Source organism: Oligoflexus sp. (assembly GCF_035638955.1).
Taxonomy (GTDB): domain Bacteria; phylum Bdellovibrionota_B; class Oligoflexia; order Oligoflexales; family Oligoflexaceae; genus Oligoflexus.
This window is the reverse complement of sequence record NZ_DASQYZ010000344.1, coordinates 76,208-98,584: the sequence shown is the minus strand read 5'-3', so window position 1 is coordinate 98,584 and position 22,377 is coordinate 76,208. Positions and strand designations below refer to the sequence as shown.

13 protein-coding genes are annotated in these 22,377 nt (G+C 52.4%); 5 read left to right on the top strand and 8 right to left on the bottom strand.

What is annotated here, in order from left to right; all coding sequences use genetic code 11:
• Positions 1 to 18: 18 nt before the first annotated feature.
• Positions 19 to 1,188, top strand: coding sequence for a hypothetical protein (locus VE954_RS30580; protein WP_324960132.1), 1,170 nt, complete (start codon positions 19 to 21; stop codon positions 1,186 to 1,188).
• Positions 1,189 to 1,206: 18 nt separating this feature from the next.
• On the opposite strand, the gene VE954_RS30575 is transcribed toward VE954_RS30580, so the two are convergent.
• The 4 genes from VE954_RS30575 to acs all read right to left on the bottom strand — a co-directional run bounded on the left by VE954_RS30575 (position 1,207) and on the right by acs (position 12,894).
• Entirely contained in the window at positions 1,207 to 2,373 is a 1,167-nt protein-coding gene (locus VE954_RS30575; RefSeq protein WP_324960130.1) for a type IV pilus twitching motility protein PilT, read from the bottom strand.
• A gap of 75 nt (positions 2,374 to 2,448) precedes the next feature.
• Entirely contained in the window at positions 2,449 to 6,303 is a 3,855-nt protein-coding gene (locus VE954_RS30570) for a hypothetical protein (protein WP_324960128.1), read from the bottom strand.
• A complete protein-coding gene (locus VE954_RS30565) occupies positions 6,297 to 10,646 on the bottom strand; it encodes a hypothetical protein (protein WP_324960126.1) in 4,350 nt (1,449 codons plus the stop codon). The genes VE954_RS30570 and VE954_RS30565 overlap by 7 nt, the downstream gene beginning before the upstream one ends.
• A gap of 268 nt (positions 10,647 to 10,914) precedes the next feature.
• Positions 10,915 to 12,894, bottom strand: a complete 1,980-nt coding sequence (gene acs, locus VE954_RS30560; RefSeq protein WP_324960124.1) for an acetate--CoA ligase — start codon at positions 12,892 to 12,894, stop codon at positions 10,915 to 10,917.
• 157 nt (positions 12,895 to 13,051) lie between these two features.
• Between acs and VE954_RS30555 the strand changes: the two genes are divergently transcribed.
• Entirely contained in the window at positions 13,052 to 14,572 is a 1,521-nt protein-coding gene (locus VE954_RS30555) for a serine protease (protein WP_324960122.1), read from the top strand.
• Here the strand turns inward: VE954_RS30555 and VE954_RS43910 are convergent.
• Positions 14,495 to 14,773, bottom strand: coding sequence for a DUF962 domain-containing protein (locus tag VE954_RS43910; RefSeq protein ID WP_349263848.1), 279 nt, complete (start codon positions 14,771 to 14,773; stop codon positions 14,495 to 14,497). The genes VE954_RS30555 and VE954_RS43910 overlap by 78 nt on opposite strands.
• Positions 14,774 to 14,876: 103 nt before the next feature.
• On the opposite strand from VE954_RS43910, the gene VE954_RS30550 reads away from it, so the two are divergent.
• Entirely contained in the window at positions 14,877 to 15,764 is an 888-nt protein-coding gene (locus tag VE954_RS30550) for a S1 family peptidase (protein ID WP_324960120.1), read from the top strand.
• On the opposite strand, the gene VE954_RS30545 is transcribed toward VE954_RS30550, so the two are convergent.
• Positions 15,751 to 16,383, bottom strand: a complete 633-nt coding sequence (locus VE954_RS30545; protein WP_324960118.1) for a Pr6Pr family membrane protein — start codon at positions 16,381 to 16,383, stop codon at positions 15,751 to 15,753. The genes VE954_RS30550 and VE954_RS30545 overlap by 14 nt on opposite strands.
• Positions 16,380 to 17,435, bottom strand: a complete 1,056-nt coding sequence (locus VE954_RS30540; protein ID WP_324960116.1) for a sterol desaturase family protein — start codon at positions 17,433 to 17,435, stop codon at positions 16,380 to 16,382. The genes VE954_RS30545 and VE954_RS30540 overlap by 4 nt, the downstream gene beginning before the upstream one ends.
• Before the next feature lie 542 nt (positions 17,436 to 17,977).
• Between VE954_RS30540 and VE954_RS30535 the strand changes: the two genes are divergently transcribed.
• Positions 17,978 to 18,484, top strand: coding sequence for a hypothetical protein (locus tag VE954_RS30535; RefSeq protein ID WP_324960114.1), 507 nt, complete (start codon positions 17,978 to 17,980; stop codon positions 18,482 to 18,484).
• A gap of 96 nt (positions 18,485 to 18,580) precedes the next feature.
• On the top strand, positions 18,581 to 21,976 hold the full coding sequence (locus VE954_RS30530; RefSeq protein ID WP_324960112.1) for a hypothetical protein: 3,396 nt from the start codon (positions 18,581 to 18,583) through the stop codon (positions 21,974 to 21,976).
• Here the strand turns inward: VE954_RS30530 and VE954_RS30525 are convergent.
• A complete protein-coding gene (locus VE954_RS30525) occupies positions 21,973 to 22,344 on the bottom strand; it encodes a phage holin family protein (protein ID WP_324960110.1) in 372 nt (123 codons plus the stop codon). The two genes, VE954_RS30530 and VE954_RS30525, sit on opposite strands and share 4 nt — an antisense overlap.
• Between the last annotated feature and the right edge of the window lie 33 nt (positions 22,345 to 22,377).

Genomic DNA, 22,377 nt, shown 5'->3' with positions numbered 1-22,377 from the left:
GATCAAGGCGGCCTTACCATGTACCACTACCAATTGACGCAATTTATCGCAGTTCTCGCGCTGCTGATCGGCTGTACCAGCAGGTCGCAGGTCGATGATTCGCTGCAGTCCAGCTCCAAACGCTTGAAGCTCCCGGAACTCAGCCAGGCGCCGCTGGCCCCGGCTGTAGCCTTGACCGCCGATTATTTTCGAAAATCCTATCCGTATCTGTCCGCGGAACAGTTTCAACAGAAGTGGGTTCATTCGCAAAAAAGCGGTCTGCTGTTCATGCGATCTTACGTCAACACCTGGTATGATGAGCTGGCTCGTGTGAGCAGCACGGGACCGATAGGACCCTGTCTCGGGGATCCGCATCCAGAAAATTTTGGTTATCTTTTATTTGGCGGAACGTTCGAGTATACCGCGAATGATGTGGATGACAGCGGCGCCTGCCCGGTGATCTTCGATGCCTTGCGTTATTTCACGACACTGAAATTTGTGATCAAAGACAGCGCTCTGGAAGCTGAGTTGCGTCGCGCCTACGTGGGATTTCTGAACGGCGAGGTCATGGCCGACAGACCTTCGCACAGTCTGCGTCCGGATGCGGCTGCTCTGGTAAATAAGCTCCTCAAACAGAGCACCAAAAAAGGCAAGATTAAACTCGAAGGGCCCATCGTGGCCCTTGCCGCGTCCCAGGGTCAAACTCTATTGTCCATACTGCAGGCCAACGGATGTCCGACCTGCAAATTTCTTGATGCCGCGCAGCTGCGGGTGAATTCCGGTGGCAGCGCGGGACTGGAACGCTATCTGCTCCTGGTGGAAGCGCCTGATTCCACGCCACAGCTTTTGGAATTTAAGCAGCTGACCGATCCCGCGGCTCAGCGTGGCCCTTGGGCTCAGCAACAGAAATTATCCCGCGGAGACATCCTTGAAGACATGTGGGGCAAGACCTGGCCGGATTATTTTGCGTTTGTCACGTGGGAAGGCAAGTCCTTCCTGCTACGCAATCGACTGAGTGCGGATCTCGATCTCAATCCCTTGAGTCCCGAGCAGAAAAAAGCGGTGCTGACGGAGCAGGTCTTTATCCTGGCCCAGCTTCACAAAAAAACCCTGAATGGCAGCACTTTACTGGAAGAATGGTTGGGTCGGCAGAGTGAATGGCAGAGCCAACGTTATGCCGAAGCTCTGTTAGGTGCGCGTGGCCATTGAAACTGGCGAGCACGCGCCCTATTTTTTTTCCAGATCGCGGATGGCTGTCCAAAGATCATCATCCGGATCATCGATGGTATAAATACCCTCGGTGGATCCTTTGCTGGATTTTTTCGAGGTCTCCACCGCGGGCTCATAGCGCTCTTGAATCAAGGGTTCGGCAGGGGCCGCTGGCACTGGGGCATTACGTGGAGGCTTGATCAGTTTCGGTTTGGATTCCACCCACTGCCGATATTTCTCACGTGTCAGGCAACCGGCTTCCGTCGCCGCATAGTAGGTGTCAGGGACGGCATTGATTTCGCCGTTGCGAATCTTGGATTTGGCTGCAATCGACGTAAAGAACAGCTCACAGACGGGCACAAGTTCATCGAACTTGGGAATATAGGTCAGAGTTTGACAGACCACAGCCTGCAGCACCTGAGCCAGCTGATCTGCACTTTGCTCGCGTATTTCCGCCGGAAAAGCGCTCAGGATGCGCTGGATCGATTCGCTCACGTTCGATGAATGAAGGGTCGCCAGCACGAGGTGCCCTGTCTCGGCCGCATTCAGGGTCAGTTGAATCGTTTCCCGATCTCTGAGTTCGCCGACCAGGATCACATCCGGGTCCTCCCGCATAGCGTCTCTCAGTCCCTTATCAAAGCTCGGTGTATCACGACCGACTTCCCTCTGCCGAATCAAACAGTTCTGGTTGCTGTGAAAGTATTCAATCGGCTGTTCGAGGGTCACAATATTCAGTGACTTGCGGACATTCAATTCATGAATCAAAGCCGCCAGCGTGGTGGATTTTCCGGATCCGGTCGGGCCTGAGATCAGCACAAGTCCATTCTGCAGTTGCAGAATTTTTTCGAAATGCGGATGCAGGTTTAAGCCGGATAACGTAGGCTGGCTCTGGGCCAGCAGACGAACGGAATAGGACAATCCGCGGGCGCTATAAAAAATATGGATACGGCATCGGGCGCCCCCCAGCTGCTCGGAGAGGTCAAAGGATCGCTCCGATTTCAGGGTTTCATAACGAGGTCCCAGCAGGTCCATGGTCCACTGGCGAAGCTTATCGAAACTGATAACGTCACCTTGACTTTTGACCTTCCCATCGCAACGGAAATAAACTCTGCCGCCAGATTCCAAGTGGATATCGCTGGCTTGCATCCGTCGCGCCTGCTGAATCAAATCCGAAAGACTGTTCATGCCCCATCCCTTGTCCCAGGTTCCTTGTCTTATTTATCGTCAGGAACCTGAGAGTATCTTAAGGGTAGTCGCTCGTCAGGGGAACATGCCAGCCACGATGGAATTCAAAGCTGCTTTGAGATAAGGCACCACGTCCTCCGGAATGCTTTTATCCTCGGGCCTCAGTTTGGAATCATAGATCATCAACCACTGACTGGAATCGTTACACCAGGCTATCTTCCCACAGTCCACGACGTGCATATTGCCAATGTGGTAATCCAAGCCTTCAGCTTTGCCCAGGGGTTTACGGCCATCAGGCACGGGAACCATCGGACTCAGGTCGACGAAAAATTCGGTCGAAATTTCCGCGCCGGTAAAGGGGCGATCCAAAAGCCGATGCAGGGTCACGTTACGGATGGGAATAAACCCCGAAGCTTTAGGTGAATTGGTTTCATAATCAACATAATGCCGTAGGAAGTTCCCGTGCTGGGTTTTCACAGCTCGCATGCGAATCGACTCATGGAAGATCAGATTCTCTTCAAAACCCTGGGCGTATTCGGGCCAGCGGTTAAAGTCGAAGAACTGTCCCTCGACCGAAGGCTTATCCCCCCGATGCAGCTGATACTGATCCTTGCTGACCAAAGTAAACAGGCGGACCAACGTGTAATCGTAGATGGGGCGGCCGCGTTCATCCTTTTCAATCACGCCGTTGACCATGCGATACACAACGCGCGCGGTCGCGCAGGACACATCATAGAAAACCTGGGTCTGGCATTCGCTTTCCACTTCTGGAAGGGTTCCAATTCCCCCGAGCTGCCATGGAATCTGATTGAAATCCATGCTCAGGTTATAAGGAATGGGATCCCCATCGGCGTCGCCAGGATTGCCGCCTGGGCCAGGTGTTGGACCAGGAGTGGGAGTCGGCTCCGGCTCTGGATCAGGCAAAGGTTCGGGATTCTCCGGCATATCCGGTTTCAAATCACAGTGGCCGGTATAGGGATAGGATTTGATCGGCGCTTTTAATACAAGCGTGCTGGCTGCATGCTGGCGAGGGACCGGCATGAATGCCAATTGCCCGGCATCCAGTTCCAGGCCGCAGGTCTTGAGTCCGGTCAGAGGCAATTCACGGAGTGTATCATTCACCAGGGGCAGGAAGAGTTCATCCACCATGCTATTGACGGCTGAACGCAATTTTTCCGTGTCAAAACCAAAGGGATTGTCCTCTGGACCTTCCAGCACTTCGACCATGAAATCCAGTGAATCGGCACTACGATCGATGACGAGGCTCAACGCCCCCACCTGATCAAAAGCTTTCAACTTTTTCGGATTGCTGTAATTCCTGAAACCGAGTTCGCTTTTGGAACGCATGGCCATGCGTATGGTCGCCAGCTTATAAGCGCGGCCATCATGTTGACCTTTAACCTCCATCAGCATGTCGCCGAAGGCCAATTCGAATTTTGGCAGTGCGCGGCCATCACCCGTGCCTTCGGTGGGCAGGAGATGCAGGACGGGCGGCAGAAGGGGCCGAATGCTGAGGTTAATGATATCTTCGCGCCCAATTGTGATGGGTTTGCCATCGGTACCGATCGCCTGCACCCGTGTCAGATCACTGCTCATCAGTTTGGGAATGAATTCCGCCAACAGAATTTCCTTGCCGTTCTTGAGCTGATTCGGATCAAAAACAGCAAAACGTTCAATCGTTCGGATCACCTTTTGATTCAAACTCAAATTGAACATGCCCTTGCGCCAAATATCCTGGAGCGTCTGATTCAAAGCGTCCACCGGAAGGGCGAGCAAAGACCCCGAGCCCACCGATATACCCAATTCCATGGGTGTGGGCAGAGTCCCTTTGCTGAGCTGGAGCACGCCGCTGTCGCCGTGCATGGCAGGGGGAGGTTCCTGACCATCCACCGGGATGCCCTCGATATTCACACCGATTTTGGCCATGATATACCGATTATCTGCCGTGGATTCCAGTCCCAGCCCATCGAAAATCTGACCTTTGATTTTGGCCTTATAGGATGCGATCGGCTCGGGAAGGTAGTAGGGCATAGGCAAGGTCAGACCCTGTCCCAGCTGATGAGCGATCGTGCTGAGACTGTTTGGGGCCACGATCTGAATGATATCCCGCGCAATCCCGTTGACGATCTGAGGCTTGAACGAATCGACCTTTTCCCGAACAGCCTGGTTGACGATGTAATTCACAATGCTGGCCCAAAGACCTGAGTTGCTATCAATCTGCTGGGGATCCGCAACTGCAACATGATCCGACCAGTCCTTGGTGTCAAAGAACATGGAACCATTCTCGTCACCGTTGCGCGAGTTGCGCAGATCAAAACCTTGAATACCGCGAATCTGGAGTGAAATACGCCCACCCTGGGCATTCATATCCGTTTTTGCGTGGGACTCGCGCAGGGGTCCATCCATTTGGAAGGACGTATCAAAAACAAAATAGCCCGTTGCTCCTGGGACCGAAATTCCTAAATATTTGGCCTCATCGATGCGAATGATAATCTTCAGACGACCATGAAAGGTTTTGACTCCCATATGAACGGCAAGATTATCCCGCTCCGGAATCAGGCGGGCACTGACATTGCCGGGGGTTTCCGCAATTTTCATTTCCGTGACATAGATATCACTGATGGCCTTATAGTTGACCTTGCCGACCAGCCCGCCGAGAATCGGTGTCTGACCGCTCACAGGCAGATTGCAAAACGGTCCGAGGTTTTGCAGGTAGATAAAACTGGAACCCGCCCGGCCATCGCATCCCGAAGGAAAAGCGCTCGGATAGGACGCCTTTTTAACTTCCATGATGCCATTGAAGCCCAATTTCGGAAAAAGTCGTCCAGCTTCGTCCACGAAATCCATGGTGAAACGGCCTGCAGCAAAATCGCTGATCAGCCGGGCAAAAGCCGGCAGACCATTGTTCGCATCGAGTGCGGCGTGAATCAAAGTGGAATGACGCGCTTCCGTCAAATCACCCCAAACAAACGCGAGCTGTCGATAATAGGTTTCCCCGCGTTGACTTGTGATCGACCATTCATAGGCATTTATGCCCGGCTGCGGGGCCAGCGAGTTTTCCAAAGTTACAGTATAATTCTTCGCGGTGCAGTTCGCTTCACAGGCCAGCCAACTGTCTTTGGAACCCAAGCGGCGCAGGCTGATGCGTTTGGCATTCGATGCATCATCGAGCTGGCTGGATAGCACAGGTTTCGGGTGCAGCATGCGATTCAACTGCAAACCCTGCTTAAGGGAAAGGTCCAGGCCATCCATACGATGGCTCATACGAAAGGCCGAGCCGGTGACAAGCTCAAGATGAAACGGGGTCAATGGACGACCCTGATTGGAAATCGGTCTCTGCTCAGAACCTGGTTCGGACAGAATCTGCACACGATAGGTTTCGTCGGGGCGCAGTTCCTGATAGGGATCGAAAAGCAGGGTTCGATTATCCTTCCAGACCAGAGTGCCGTTGATCTTTTGACCTTTGCTGTCGAGCATTTGAAAATTCCTGTTCACCTGTTCCGGTGCCAGTTGCTCCACCAGACCGCCGTTCCCGCGCTGCAAGGAAAAATTCAGAGTGATGGTATCGAAGCGGGAAATCGTGCGTGCCACCCCGGACTTCCAGCACACTTCAAGACCGGTCTTGCCGAACTCGGTATCATTACAAAGGCGGCCCGTTGCGGCCAGCACCCGATCGCGCGCCGGCACGCTGTCATCAATTGGAGGCAGAGGGTTGGGCGCCGATGGATTGGGTTTGGGAACCGGCAGGAGATCCGGTGATTGCGACGGCGCAGGCGTCACGGGTCGATCCGGTAAAGCCGGCGGCAAAGGACTGGTGACTTCCGTGGCCGGCGTGTCCTGATGTGCTGTGGTTTTCGGCAATTTTTTGCTCGAACCGCTGCAGGCCGTGACAAGAATCAAACAAAGGCTGAGGCGTATGGGGCTTAACATGCTGCATCCTCACTCTGACAGTTCTGCGTGACCGGGTCCGGTTGCAGCCAGTTGCGGAGAAGGTTCAACTGATCCCGCAGGTGCTGTTGACCATTTTCCATTTGATGATCCAGGGTTTTAATAAAATACTGATAGCTGATGGCACCGGTTCCGCGCCACTGCACATTCTTCTCGAAGTAGAGCAGAACCTTTTGCGTGGAAATCGCCAGGTCTTCCCACTCGTCAAACGCCGCCAGAACCTGATCGGCTTCAAGAGACCACAGAGTTTTTAACAAAAAGCGCAGGTCCGTGCGCAACGCAGGATCCCGCATCTGCTCCAGGATAATGCCGTTTTCACCCAAACCCAGCCTTCGATCCTGCAGCAAGCCCCAAAATTGGCGTCCATCGTGCTGCAGAGAACCCTCGGTCATGCCGCGCCAGGCTCGAAGCATAAGATCAAAGCTTGCATCGGCAGGTATTTTTTCAAGCCAGGCCGTCAGCTTCAAAGAAGCGTTCAGAGTGCTATGCATCACCTGATCCAGATTTTCCAAAAGGGACGGCTGCCAGGCATTATTCAGATCGACCAAAGGTTCCCGCAAATGATGCACGAGTCGAATGACCGAAGCGAGGGCATCATCGGCAAGACCTTGACGCAGAAGATCTTTCCATAGCTTCGAAAGCTTCCCTTGATCATCGGCGCTGTGCAAAACATCGGCGGTAAAGCGCAGCAACTTTTCAGTATCCACGGCCATGGTGGGAAGGTCCGGGTAGCCGGCTTTCGCATCCTGATAAATCTTCCACAGTTTAGGCGACAGGCGATCAAAAGCCGCGACCAGGCCCAACATCAGGCGTCGATTTTCGGATTGGAAGGCCAGTCGCATCAGTTTGTAACTGGGATGATCCCACGCAAAATCTTCGAAAACTCCGACTTTCATAGCCTGGGGAAAGGTATAGGCCAGGAGAATGCCGGCAAAGGGATCCTCGGGCTTTTCCAGCAACCGGCTCGTGGTTTGAATCAATAGAGGATCCTGGCTGATGCGATCGGCCAGCCTTAGAATAAAAGCAGCCGTGCTATCCCCCGCCTTCACACTCGCCTGATAGGATTCGGTGATGGTATGGATCAGATCAAAAACCGGATTGGCCCCATTGCTGGACTGACGGCCTAACTTTTTCACGGCATCGGTAAAGGGGCGATCACCGATTTCATGATTATAGGCGGCCATCACATGATCGATCATACCGGGAGCATGCCATCGGAAGGCGGCATAGACACCTTCCCTATGCTGGAGCCGGGCATTGGCTACGGGAATCCAGAGCGGCGTCAGTTCGTGGAAGCGAACAAATTTCTGATAATCACCGGACACCGGTTTCAGCTTGAGGCGTCGGATGACCTCGGGCAATTGCTGCAGACCCGATTTCAATTGAGGATTGCGGCCCATCTGTAAAACCGTCATCCAGTTTTGTTCCCAAACCTTGGCTGGAATGCTCCCGGATCTCCAGGCCTGATTCCCCACACAAAGTTGGGCGATCTGGGCCGGGCTGTCCTGGAATCCGAGAGCATCGCGCCACCGCATTTGAAACGTGGCGCTGAACGAGTCGTTGTGAATGAAGGGACAGAAATGATCCAGCACCCGCTCTTCCATAAAGCGGCGCCAGGTGTTGAAACTATCGACGGTGAAGGGGCATTCGCCCACACCTTGACCGTTGGCGCAGAAGGCATCAAATCCAACTGCCGGCACGATCTGATGTTGACCTCGTGATTTATAGAGCGAGCTGGCGGCCTGCAGCTGCACCAGAATTTTTTGCTGTGCCGTAAGTTTATCCCGGTCGATGAGGTTCAATCGACCCTGCGTGACGATCTGCGGTGTCTGCGCAGCTTGCAGAAATTCCTGTTTCGCTGCAGCCTCATCCTGAGGAAGCCGAGACAAAATAGTCTTCAACGTGGTCTGCTCAGCAGAAAAAATTCCGCTGTTGAACGCCCAAAACCCTGCCCAGGTTTGACTCGAGCCAGCCAGCACGGGAATGCCTAAAAAGGCCTGCGGCGCGTGGTCTTTGGTTAACGACGGTGTTTCCGGCTGACGGGCAATCTTCGTCTGAGCGGGAAGCCGGGGCTGCACACCCAACCAATTTTGGGCTGCAAATAGCGTAAAGATTCGGACATCCTCGCGCGTGAGGGCTCGACCTTGAAAGAGATCCAGCGGCAAATCATCCGTGCCCAGGCCCAAACTTTTTTGTAAGGATGCGGACCACTCCGTCAGGTATTGATTCTGAATCCATGCTTCCAGGGCCTTGGCGCGGGACGGATCGGCTGCGGCGGTCAGCAACGGCAACTGGTCCCGATAGCGGGACAGCATCATCCAGCCGTTGGCAGCGTCACTGACCAGGCGATCCGCTCCATAAGGTTGAACCTGATTCACGGGGCTGCCATCGGGTCGATAGGAAAGATGCGAGGCCACACCACCGGGCCATTCCGTTGTCATTTTTTCAGTTTCCGGTTTAATGGAAACCTGGGTATTTTTGATCTGACTCGACAGTTCCCGCAGAGGATTCAGAATCTGACTGAAGTTGCCTTCATCGATCACACCCGGTAAGTCCGCCTGCAGTTTCTGCCAGGCCTCATGCACAGGCAAGGCCCGCGCATAGGCGTCATCCAAAGTGCCAAAGGCATAAAGTCCCAGCCCCACACGCTGCAGTTTGCTGTCGCTGTTTTTCTGAAACCAGCCTTCCGGATTTTTAGCATCCGGCCAGATATCATGGAATTCATCAGCCAGGGTGTTAAGCTTTTGCAGGGTAAGACCATACCAGGCTTCCAGGAAATCCTTTTTAAGAAGGGCCTGGAAACGTGGATCCTGCGCGATCTTTTCGTCAACCTGCACCAATTCCTCGGCGGTTCGAGGCAGATGCTCGTGCCAGAAAATTTTCAGCTGTTCCAGGGTTTCACCTTCGATAGGTCCATAGGCCAGCTGCCGATTTTTCAAGCGGTAGGGATCCGCGCGCAGCTCCTTTTCCAGCCAACTCCAGGCGAACGTGCCAAGCCTGGTCAGGTCCGCTGCATCAACCTGGACTTCATCGGTCATCCAGCCTCGCGCGCAGACACCGGTCCGGCAGTTAAGTCCAAGGGTTTCATCCAAATAAAGCAGAAGTGGAATACGACCCTGACAGGCAGCCTGCGGCGTCAGAAGCGGTTGAAGAATGGCGCGCGGATGGATGAGACCAGGCTGAGATTTCATGCCGGCAAATTCCATCGGACAACTCTGCAAACGCCCGCCTTCCCAAATAAAATCCTCGACCAGCTCGTGCAGATAGGTCGAGCCGGCTTTCTCTTCAAAAGCATCCCGGTAACTGGGGTTGTCCTTGATCTGATTCAACCCGTTCATCGCCGGTTGCAGATCCTTTAAACTGGTTTGCAGTGCCTGCTCCAGAACTGCGCGCAGGTCCGTTAGAAAATGGGTCTGTCTGAGAGCATAGGATCGCCCCAAGTCATAGAGGTCATGCGTGCGCCGCAGCAGCTCATCGACCTGGGTTTCCAGACCCATTCGCAGAACGGCGGCTGTAGTATGAGCCCAGCGCTTTTGCTGATCGATCGAAGCCTGATTCCAAAAATGCTGCGCATGTCCAAAGAAAGTTTTAGGGTCCTCAGTTCCTGACGATTGGCCCTGCCACGGGAAAAATCGAGGCTGCCAGAGCTTGTGCAGGCGCTCTGTAAAAATGGGATCATCAATGGTTGCGCGCTGCAGCTGCTGGATATCGCGTCTCGTCCCGGCATCAGTCAGAACTTTGTGGGCTAGCCCAGAAATGGCACCGGCAGGCAGGGCATCACTCCACGCAATCAGTTCCGCTACAAAACCATCCAGCGCTCCCGCGTCTTCCAATGCCATCAGAAATTGCAGAACAGGGCGCGGTCGTACCGAGCTGAGTGAAGTCTGCAGAGTGCTCCACCGATCTTCGGTTCCCGTTAAAGCCAGACCCCTCTCATCATGCGTGCCGCGGTCCATGAGCGTAATCACAGCGCTGAGGTTGGGATAAACGCCGTCCTCGGCAAAAGACGCGGGGCGGAGCAGGAGCAAATCCATGGCTTTTTGTAAAGGTTCTGGACCCACCGCATCGATCAAACGTAAAGTTTGATCAAAGGTTTCCTGCTTGTCATTTTTTTGAATGGAAGCGCAGCTGATAAATTTGCGCAGAAACACGGCGGTCCAGGCAGCATCCCGCGCGAGGTTGAGATCTTCACAAGCGACCAGCGAAGTCTGGCTCTTGTTCTCAGGGTCAGACGCCTTGGGCAGTTTGGCTTTCTGACAGGCAGCCACCATTCCGACCGAAAGCGTCAGGATCAGGGTCCAACGTTGTGTCCGAAAGTTGCTCATGATCACCGCTTATCCTTGATATTAATCTGACTAATCCTATTAACAAGAATAATGGGGTGAGTCCAATTCTATGTGCAGGCTGCAAAACCTTGAGTTACGCTAAGTTCATGGCACGTGCCGCAATTTCAGATAATTGCTGGTGTCTTCAGCGGCTTGCTGGTGAACCTTTGTAAGCTATTTGGGAGGATGCTACAGGATTTCGAAAGTCCTGGAAGAAGCTACGCTTATGGTGGAGGGAAGGGTGGGGCCCTTCCACATCCGGAAATTTTTACAGGGATTCCTGCTCTTCCACCTGCCGCAGACGTTCCAGAACGCCCAGATCTTCCAGCGTTGTCATATCTCCGCCGGATGTTCGACCTGCGGCAATATCGCGCAAGAAGCGGCGCATGATCTTGCCGGAACGGGTCTTGGGCAGCGATTCGGTGAATCGGATATCGTCGGGTCGAGCCAGCGCTCCGATTTGTTTGACGACATGCTGGATCAATTCATTCTTGAGATCGGCACTCGGTTGGGTTTTCCCTTCGAGGGTCACAAAACAGGAGATGGACTCACCTTTGATCGCATCGGGACGACCCACCACCGCAGCTTCGGCCACAGCTCCGTGGCTGACCAGAGCGCTTTCGATTTCCATGGTGGACAGGCGATGACCGGACACATTCAGGACATCATCAATGCGCCCCATGATCCAAAAATTACCGTGTTCATCGCGTCTCGCCCCGTCACCGGTAAAATATACGCCAGGCACATGCGACCAATACTGCTTGCGGTAGCGTTCGTCGTCGCCATAGATGGTCCGCAGCATGCTGGGCCAGGGTTTTTTGATAACCAAAAACCCGCCCGTGTTGTCGGGAACCGAGCGACCGTCGTGATCTACCACATCGACCTCGATGCCAAAGACAGGTCGAGTCGCCGTTCCAGGAAGGGTCGGCGTGGCACCGGGCATGGGCGCAATCATGATGCTGCCGGTTTCCGTCTGCCACCAGGTATCCACGATAGGGCAGCGATTGCCTCCAATCTTTTCGCGGTACCACATCCACGCTTCAGGGTTGATCGGTTCGCCGACCGTTCCCAGCAAACGCAGGGATGAAAGATCGTGCTTATCCACAAACTCATCACCCCACTTCACGAAGGAGCGAATGGCGGTCGGCGCGGTATAAAAGATGGTGACCTTGTGCTTCTCAATGATCTGCCAGAATCGGGAAGCATCCGGATGGTTCGGAGCCCCTTCATACATCACAACTGTGGCCGCGTTCGCGAGAGGTCCGTACACGACATACGAGTGACCCGTGACCCAACCGACATCGGCCGTGCACCAGTACACATCACTGTCGCGGTGATCAAAGACTTCGGCAAAGGTCATGGTGCAACCCAGAAGGTAACCGCCGGTCGTATGCAGAATCCCTTTGGGTTGGCCGGTACTGCCGGATGTATACAGCAGGAACAGGGGATGTTCACTGTCGAGTTCTTCCGGAGCACAGACATCACTTTGCTGTTTCATCAGCTCATGCCAGTCGTAGTCACGCCCTTGCACCCACGGGGCTGCAGAGGGCTGACGTGTACGCTGCAAAATAAGCACTTTTTTAACGGTCGGGGAATGGAGAAGAGCAGCGTCGACATTTTCTTTCAAAGGCACGATCGCGCCGCGACGATAGCTGCCATCGGCTGTGATGATGAGTTTCGCCTTGGCATCATTGTTGCGGCTGGCTAAAGCTTCCGAACTGAAGCCGCCGAAAACGACGCTATGGGGCGCGCCGAGACGGGCACAGGCCAGAAGCGCGACGACAATTTCGGGTACCATGGGCATATAAATGGTAACGCGATCACCTTTCTGAATTCCCAGCTGTTTGAGGGCGTTGGCGCAACGGCTGACATCCTGCAGCAGTTCAGCGTAACTGATGCGTCTTTCTTCGCCAGGCTCACCTTCCCAAATGAGTGCTGTTTTGGAGCCGAGGCCCGCCTGCACATGGCGATCGAGGCAGTTCACGGAAGCGTTGAGCCTGCCATCGGCAAACCATTGCGCGTGCGGCAATTGCCAATCCAGGACCCTGGTAAAATCCTTTTGCCAATGCAAATATTCCCGGGCTTTCTGAGCCCAAAACTGATCAGGGTCCTGCTTCGCTTTCTGTCTGATGTCTTCGTATTGAGCCATCGATGCAATCTTCGCCTGAGCCTGGAATTCCTTGGGCGGCATGAAGCTGCGTTCTTCGTGCAGCACGCTGGTAATGTTTTGTGGGTGATTGTCGGTCATAAGACTCCCCTGCCTGAAACATTGGATTAGAGTGCCGGAACTTTAGCGAAAAACCGTGGGCTTGTCGAACTCCATGCGTCTGGTCAACTTGCCGTGCGACGGGCCAGGTAGTCTATGCTAGAACAGTCGCGAACCTTAAACCCGGTTGGGGATCCGCATGCATCGTTTCTCACTGTTGGTTGTCACTGTTCTGTTTGCCTGTCAAACATCATACAATTCAAAATTTCAAAATGAAGAAGGTGGCTTTCCCGAGCCGTCTGTCCTACTGAAAAATGCTCATGGGGCCCATCAGCCGCTGGCTTCGATCGGTCGTTTGCAAGGCGCTATGAACTGCACAGCCTTTCTTTGGAAACCTGCAGGAGCGTCGTCTTCAACGTCAGCGACGGCTTTGACCAATGCCCACTGCGTGATGCCCTACACCGATCGTGCCAGCAGCTATGAGGTGTGGGTGAATCGAGCCGCACCGTCTTCATGGAATCTGGTTCTGAATTATTTTGTCGATACGCCGGCCGCACGGAAAACGGTTCAAGTGCAATCCATCGTTTATGCCAGCATGAAAGCTGTGGATCTGGCTGTGGTGGAATTGAACGTCAGCTGGGCTGAATTGGAACGCGAGGGTTTTCAGGCCTTGCCGCAGGCATCGGCTCCTGTGCGAGCGGGAAGTGCGATTCAAACCGTGGGCATTCCGGAAGGGAATTTCCCTTCTGAAGAACAGTTTTTACGTGCGGCTCATTGTGTGGAAGAAACGCGGGTTTCTGTGGTGGAATGGTTTTGGACGTGGTTCGACACCCATCGCAACGGCTGTGCTGATATCCAGGAAGGCAGTAGCGGATCGCCTGTTCTGAACGCCCAGGGCGAGGTCTACGCGGTCATCAACACCACCAGCGGCACGGGGATCAGCGAGAGCTGCTACCTGGGCAATCCCTGCGCTATGCAAAGGCCTGGTGCTTTCATGGTTGCCAATAAAAATTATGCGATCGACATCGTGGGTCTGGATCGCTGCTTTGCTGAGAAAACGCTGCAATTTGGATCAAAATGCGCGTTACCACCGCCCTCGACTGTGTCTTATCGGGATGCTCTCAACACCCCGACACGACCGATTGATGCCCAGAATCAACCCATTCGCTGGAATGTGCAGGCACCCGGAGCCCTTTGGAAGTTGGGACCTGTTGGTGAAGTGGACTGTCGTGACGAGGATGATTATCTCAAGACCCCTTTACCGAGGACGGACCTTCCCAGGGACAACGGCGTTTATCTTCTTTGCCTTCTCAAGGCTGAGGCCGACGCGCGATTTCCTACAGTGGTTGTCTTAAGCATCGACACCCGCCCACCCACCTTAAAACCAGACCTTGCCATGAGAGCCACCGACCTTGGGTTGACCTTTGAACCTATTTTTCAGGTTCCTGAGCTGTCCTTTTTTTGGATAGGTTTTGGTCCTGCAAATTCCACACGTTGCGAAAGCCTGACTCTTGCGCCTTACCGTCGTATTCCCACGCGAATCAGGAGCCAGGAATTACCCGTCAAAATCTGTGTGCAGGGCGAAGATCACGCGGGTAATCGCGGTCCCCTCTTCGATTATCTGGTCACAGCCCAGGACGTATCAGCTCTTCGTTCGAATGTGCGGCCCAAGTCGTCCGGTCAAAAAGCGAAACAGCATAACGTAATCCGCAAGGAGTGAATAAAACGGATATTGAAATGTGGCGGGTCGATTTTTTTCGACCACAAAGTGCCCGATCCAAGCGGGTCCATAGCTAGCAGGAAGCGCTGCCAGGCAAAGCAGGCCGCTGCCACTGGCGACACCTCCAATCACAAGTCCCAGCGACACAAGGCTGCCTCCATAGTGCAACGCCCGGCTGTGCCGATCCTGATGCTGGCTCATATAAAACGGCCAAAATTCCACAAAACTGGTAATTCGTTTCTCTTTCATGATCCCCCCATGGTAAAACAATAAGACAAACATGATCCATCGCGGAGGAAGACGCATGCAGAGACATCAGGCTCGGCGGGGAGGACTTTGTCTGTCCATTATGATTCTGGTGTTGGCCCCGTCCTGCAAACATCTCGGTGAAGATTCATCCGAGAAGATCGTAAACGGCGAACGGGTTGACCCCGAAGATCCGATTGCCTCGCATACGGTGTCGATTATGGATCCAGATCCTGATGTTGGTCAATACTGTACCGCGGTGGTGTTGGCTCGTGACGTTCTCTTGACCGCGGCTCACTGTTTTAACGATAAAAGTCGTCGCGCTTACGCTCTTTTTAGTACGGCTTATAATCCCAAACTGGGTATGAAGCAGCAGCCTCTGATCAAGATCCGTCGCATCGCGGTGCATGCGCAATATACCCAGGACAAGGGTGACGCCTATGATAAAAAAATTGTCAATGCTGAGCGCCCGGACCAGCTGCTGAGCCCCGGTCGACCTCTTTATGATATTGCGTTAGCCTATTTGGATTCGAGGATTCCTGACGCCTATCAACCCGCTCCCCTGGCAGGGAGTGGTGTGGACTTCATCAATGGCCAGATCACAACCGCGGGCTACGGATGCACAACGACCATCTGCCGTGGTAAAACCAACATCCTGCGGAAAATTCCCCTGCGTTATGTGCGAACCTTTCCCGAAGCCAGCATGGTCGTGCTCAGCGCTGGATCGCGTCATGGGTCCTGTTCAGGGGATAGCGGTGGTCCGGATTTTATCGACGAGGGCGGGATTCTGCGGGTTTTTGCCTTGGTTTCGACGGGGCCGGATGCCTGTGAAGCAGGGCTGTCTGTGGATACGCTGGTTGAACCTTACAAGGGTTGGATCGAACAGGCGACGAGTGCCGTTCGATCCGGACGTCGCGGATCCAGCTATACGCTTACGGACTTTTGAGCGGTTCGCGGCGGAGCCTGTTGTTGGCGAGGATGATGACGACGCCCAGCAGGCCGATGCCGCATGCCATGGCTCCATTCCACACCGCCCACTTACCAAATCCCAGTTTATCAATATCCAGAAAGGGATAAGGGTACCAGGCCCGCATGCTACCCAGCAGCATGATCACGATCCCATAAAGCAGTGGATAGACCAGCCAGACGATAAAGAAACGTTTGCACATACGCGTCTGAGGGCGATCCCAGAGCCAGTCCAGCAGCAGAAAGCTGAGGGCCCCGGAGTGTAAAAAAATATTGGCGGCGGTGGCGGCTGGCGAAACGAAATGAATCAGACCGTGTAGGAACAGCCAGTAAATGCTGGTGGTCATCGACATGTAAAGAATCAAGGCGCCGCGCGTCCGATCATAGACGCTTCGGGACAGAGGTTGATTCCGCCAGCGCAGGACGGCCTCGATGACAAAAAACAGAGCCACGAGCAGGTTGCTTTGATTGGTGAAGAAGCTGAAGAAACTCAAAGACGAGAACTGCGGCCGAACTTCAAGCAAATGCGTAAGTATCGTGGACACCGAGGTCACAATCAGAAGGCTTATGATCAGGCGTAAAACGCGAAGGGCGTTCAAGGGGTTTCTCCCTTGGATTTGGGATCCTGCCAGTATCCGCTGAGGCAGAGCAAGGACACAATAGCCAGAGCGAATGCGGCCTGCGTGAACATCGGTTGGGCCAAGCCTTTGAGCATGAACACCAGGAGCAGGAGAAGGGCTCCCACAAAAGCAGCCCAAGACAGTTTATTGTGGGTTGACGAAACTTGCGGATCATACTTATCACGCGGAATCAGAGGCGGCACCTTATCACCATCCACTTCATTCCAGCCAGGCGGGTAGGCATTGTATTTCATGTTCAGCCACAGTCCTTTGCCTTGGCCCTTTTTAAACAACTGCCGCCACGGATCGAATTGAGCGACCAGAGGATTCCAGCTTTGCATCGCTTGGGTGATTCCGTAAACCACCGGTTCCTTCTCGGGTTCAAACGTCCCGAACATCTTGTCCCAGATAATCAAGGAGCCGGCATAGTTTTTATCGATGTACTGTGGATTGCGCCCGTGATGGACCCGATGATGCGAAGGGGTATTGAAGACGGCTTCGAACCAGCGCGGGCATTTATCGATAGCTTTGGTGTGGATCCAGAATTGATAAACAGTATTCAGAGCGCTGCAGGTGAAGGCCACGGCAGGTTCAAAACCGAAAAAAGCCGGCACCATTAAAAAAGGCAGAACGTGCACGCCCTGCAGCCAGCTCTGACGCAAGGCAACGGACAGGTTGTACTCCTCGCTTTGGTGATGGACGATGTGCCCCGTCCAGCCCAGTCCTGTGCGGTGAAATGTCCGATGAGCCCAATAATAAACAAAGTCAACCAGCACGAGGCAAAGGATGAACGTCAAAATATCGGTTTTGCCCCTGAAAAGGCCCAACGACCAATTTTCATAGACCAGCGGATATAACATCAGCACCAGCGCCAGCGGAATAAAGGCGAGGGTTTGGGAAAAGATCCCAGCGTTCAGGTTGCTGAGCGTATCGTTCAGGCGATAGTACGGCAGCTTTTTTGCGCGCGCGTAAAAAAATTCGACGATCATGGCCCCGATAAAAAACGGAATCGAATAGAGGATGATATCCATGCTGCCCTCGTTACGGTTACACAATCACCCTTTGGCGCAATCTTGGCTCTGACGTGCAGCCCAATACTGTCCAACGTTGACCTTTACCATTGTATCGCAATTTCATCGTATTGATGACATTTCAGGGACTTCTGTCATGAGATGGACTGTCGAACACCAGAGTCGGCTGGTTTTTGCCCTGGGGACCCCAACCGCCGGGGTGTTGCCATCCACCCCCTTCCCGATGCGGCAATCCACAGCTCCATGAAGTAGTCCGTGCCGTCTAAAAAAGCCAGCTGAAACCGGCTCTTGACGCCGAACTTACCGAGGGCTTGCCAAACCGTCTACAGAAAATCGGAGGCTGCTGTCGATACTCTGTTCACTGCTGTCAGAATGTACGGAAATTTTTCCATGGGCACGGTGCTGCGCATGGGTTTTGGCTAAAGGGCCATGTATTAAACCCATGAAAAAGCACAGAATGTTTCTGTGAAATTCCCATGGCATGGAACTTGGAATACGCGATGCACCAGTTAACATGTTGAAACTCAGGCTAGGGGATACCAATGAGAGCGCATTCGATCGTAGTTGCCATAATCATTACAATGATGGCCGTTGCATGTGGAACCGAACGGCCCAATCCCGAAGATTACCGTCGCACGCAGACCGGGACTCCGGATAGTGCTACCAAGCCGACTGATAAGAAAACTGATGGTAAAACGGCGAATACGACGCCAAGTACGGTGACGCCGACGCCCCCAGCCGATGCTGATAAGCCTGCGACGGCTACGCCACCGGCAACTCCTCCAGCTAATGTCGCAGCTCGAGCGATTCCTAATGCAGCTGAACTGACTGCAGCAAGAGCCTATTACACAGCTAGCTGCACAACTTGTCACGGGGCTTTCCCGGGAGCCAAGAAAGGTGTAACGGATATCAGACTGAAGGCAGCGGAAGCCACAGTACCACTAGCCCATACTAATGCTGCTGTTAAATTTCCAATCGATACCTCGTCGAACGATGGCGTGGAGAATGAAAATTTAGCTAGAGCGGCCCTTATCGAAGCTATGAAATAATTGAATAACATATAAATTATACCATATTGCGCCTTGACAAGCAGTGGCTTTACTCATAAAAGTGGTGTCTCTTTGACACATACAGAATAGGTGAGTATGAAGTCACTGCTTTGGTTTTGTGGGTTCCTCTTGATCGCGGGCTGTCATCGTCTGAATAACTCAGTCCAGGATCTTGCCGTTGAGTGCGCCTTGCCGTCCTCTGCCACAGGGCGGTATATAAAAATTCTAAACGATAGCGGCCTCTCTTTTTATGGTGAGGGAGCAAAACGTTTACAAGCCCGGTTTGTAAGCGAACAGGGTTTGATAAAAACTCTGGCGGTGACTAACGGGGGTTGTATCGAAGTTCCTCAGGAGCTGGGTTCAATCACGGTTGTCGAAGCCCAATCCAAACAGTCTTTGACCATTGCCCTTGACCCCTCGTATTTTTCCAGCTCATCAGTCATTAAGAAAAATTTACAAACTCTCAGTGATTTTTCCTTGTCGCTGAACTGCCCCCCGGAAGGCCACTATGCCGATGAGTGGCTCCAATCTCCTGAATCTTTGGCATTTGCCGGGGATGTTCATGGCCTCGAGTACCGTCTCGACCTGTACACCACTAATAATCAATTTCTTCGCACCATGTTTGATAAACGTTTAGGCTCTGGATCCCTTAACTCACAGGCAAAGGTCCCCGTCGCCGATCTCCCCGAAGGCGCTTATTCTATCAGACTTTATGGACGGCATGTTGCCAACGGTATTGATGCTATGCCGGCCCTCCTAAATTCCGAAAAGTCCTGCCCGCTCTACATTCTTCATGGCGATGTTAAGTTAAGTGGTGCCATAAATGCCCATCCTATAGTCGTTGCCAAGGGTAAAACTTTGGATTGGAAACCAGCAAGATTCGGTGAGCAACTTCTCGTTTGCAGAGAAGAGCGTAATAGCTGCGTTCCTAAAGCATGCAAAGATTCGGGTGTCTTCCAGCGAGTCGATGAAGTCATTGCGTCAGAGAACGGCGTGTACGATTACCATGTTTACGCAAGCGATAAATTAGGTCGTAAGTCTCCGCCCTCCTGCCAAACAATAATTGTTACCGACAGTAGGCCCGATCTGTCCTTGGAATGGAAGGCACAGGATTTAAAGGTTCCGGGCTCCGTTTTGAGAGTTCCCTATGCAGTCATCGAAGCGAGTATTGGTGCGAGTCATGATCTGGTTGACAAGGATATTCTGAACAAGAATTTGCAGTGCAAAGTAAGCTTCGAGATCTTAGGTCGGGATCAGCTCGCTGGCAACAGCGTGATCTGCACCAAAGGGCAGTGCAAAGGGAAAGGCATGGGAGAATTTGTTCCATGCGACCCGGAATTGGGATTCTCCATAGTGCAGGCTTGGGAGCAACCTCTGGTCTCAAATTCAAGATTGCGATTGATTGTTCGAAGCAGCGACAGCGCAGGGCACGAAGCTGAAGCGGAGATTTCTTTTTGGATCAACAAGTCAACCTGGGAAACGAAAAAACTTGATTTCCAAGAGAATGGTGAAAATTGGAGTGTTCAAGGGCATTCTGTAACCCAATCAGGTATTCCGCTGGTTAATTTTAGCAATGACACAGGAAGTTCTAGAACTGCTAGATATGTAAATGATGCATGGGAAGTCTGGTCTGAGTTTAATGATGCATCTTATTTTAAGTTTCACAAGGCACCCGATGGTGCCCTCTCCGCATACACTGTATACAGATCCCCGGATCAACAAGTTCGAAGTGAATATCTACAATTCGATGAATCGGGACGGATCGAAAAACGTACTGACCTCAAAAATGGTTATGAATATCATTGCGGCTTTTTTAATATAGACAAAAAGGGGCGATTATGGTGTTCGGGACACAACGAATTCGCTTATTTTGCAGATGGATCATGGCATAAGCTTTCCAAGTTCAGTGAAGTTTTACAACCGGGTGATGATCCAGGTTCCACGGAATACCCTTGGCTGGTCGATCAGAATTCACGGCTCTGGAGAATGGGTAGAAAGGTTTTCTTCATTCACGAAGACGCTTCAGGTTGGCGCCGATTGGATCTGAGTCATGACTTGAAGAACCTTGAGTTTGGCGACGTCGTAGAAGACAGCAAAGGGCAGATTTGGGTTACAAGCTATGATCCGAGTAATTTTCTAACCCAAAAGCTATATAGGCTGGAAAATAATCATCTCCAAGAATTCAAAAGTCCTGAGCCATTGGCCGGATATTTCTATTATCCTACGTTCGAGACTAAAATCATGTCTTTGAAGCAAATCCAGATAGGATTTCAAGTCTTCAACTTTGAAACAGAAACTTGGACAGTTTTAGAGAATGGTATTGTCTTACCCGAAGAGCTAGGAATGGCTGATAACAAGGTGACCGAAATGGGTCGAGGAATTCTATCTTTACCTAATCACGGGTTTTTTGAAGTCCAAAAGGAACTTGTCTATTGGCCTACCAAAAATCTAGGTTTCAACTGTTCATGCGTCCCATCAGATCATGAATCCGGACAAGACTTCTTCTTCCTCGTCAAAGATCAAAACGGACTTGACCAGTTGACGCGACTGAAAACGCACAAGTCGAGTCTTTTTGATGGAAGTATGTGGAGTTTTTATGGAAGTTATGCAGTGGATTCGTGGCTCGATGGACAGGGTCATGCAAATTTCGCGATGGCGAATAATTCGATACTTCAGATGACGCCTGAAGGAGTTCGAAAGCTTCCGGTTCGGCTTCCTGCTACAGCGTTTCGAGTCACTCCTCTTTCCGGAGGACGTTACTGTGTATGGGGTTCAAATACGATATCTGTAGTCGACCCTAACTCGAATGTCCAAAAGATTTATGAAGGTCCACAGTATGATTCGCCTACCTACTGTCGAGAGGATAGCCGTGGCCGATTTTGGTTCGCAACCTCAAAATCCGTAGGATTCGCTGATGACCAGCGTATTTTTCATCCTAAATTTGAATCGACGAGTCAAGCGACAGGGCTCATGACGACCCTGGTTATGCTTGATCAAGGTCAGACTCTATGGATTTCGTATGAGAAGTTGATCCGGATAGTTGCCATTGAAACAGACGAGGTCAAGGACATCTGGTTTGATCAGCTTTTTTCAGGTGCCCAGATCGCAGAAGTTTATCAGCCGGGGCAAATCAGTGAAAACGAGTTCTCCATTCATTCTATTGACGTGAATGGAATCCATAAGAATTACATTTATGATCTAAAAACGGGACTTTTGACCGAAGATACCTCGCTCTCACAGCTTGATCTCAACTATGCGGCCATTGGAACTCGATTCCGAGGTGATAAGGCTTGGGCCTATGCTTATGGCAGCGACAAGAAATTTGCCTTACTGACTCGAACCAACAAGGTTTGGTCAAAAGTCAGCGATGACGTTTCCCGTCCTTGGGTCGACGTGCGAGGGCCGGCCATCCAATGGGTCCCGGATCTAGTCGGTCGCATCTGGTTTATGTCCAGCTACCCGAACTACGAATTCTACCGCTACGACCCCTAAGCAAACGTCTCAAACGCAGCCCGAAACACCCACTGAATCACGGTCAACACCACCGCCCCAATAATCGCCGGCAACCAGCCGGCGATCGTAAATCCAGGAATCACCGCAGCCGAAATCTTCAGCATAGCCCCATACAGCACAAACCAAAAAATCCCTAATGTCACAATCGTAAGGGGCAGGGTTAAAAAGGTCAAAATCGGCAAAAGGAAGTGATTGGCCACCGCCAGCACCAAGGCAGCCAGCAGCGCGGACCCAAAGCCTTTCACCTGCATGCCCTTAATGACATTGGCAGTCACCATCAAAGCGGCGGCATTCAGAAGCCAAATAATCAGGCTATGGATAAGGGTCGTGTCTGAAAAACTACGCATGCTGAATCTCCTTCAAGGCGATACCAGCCTTGA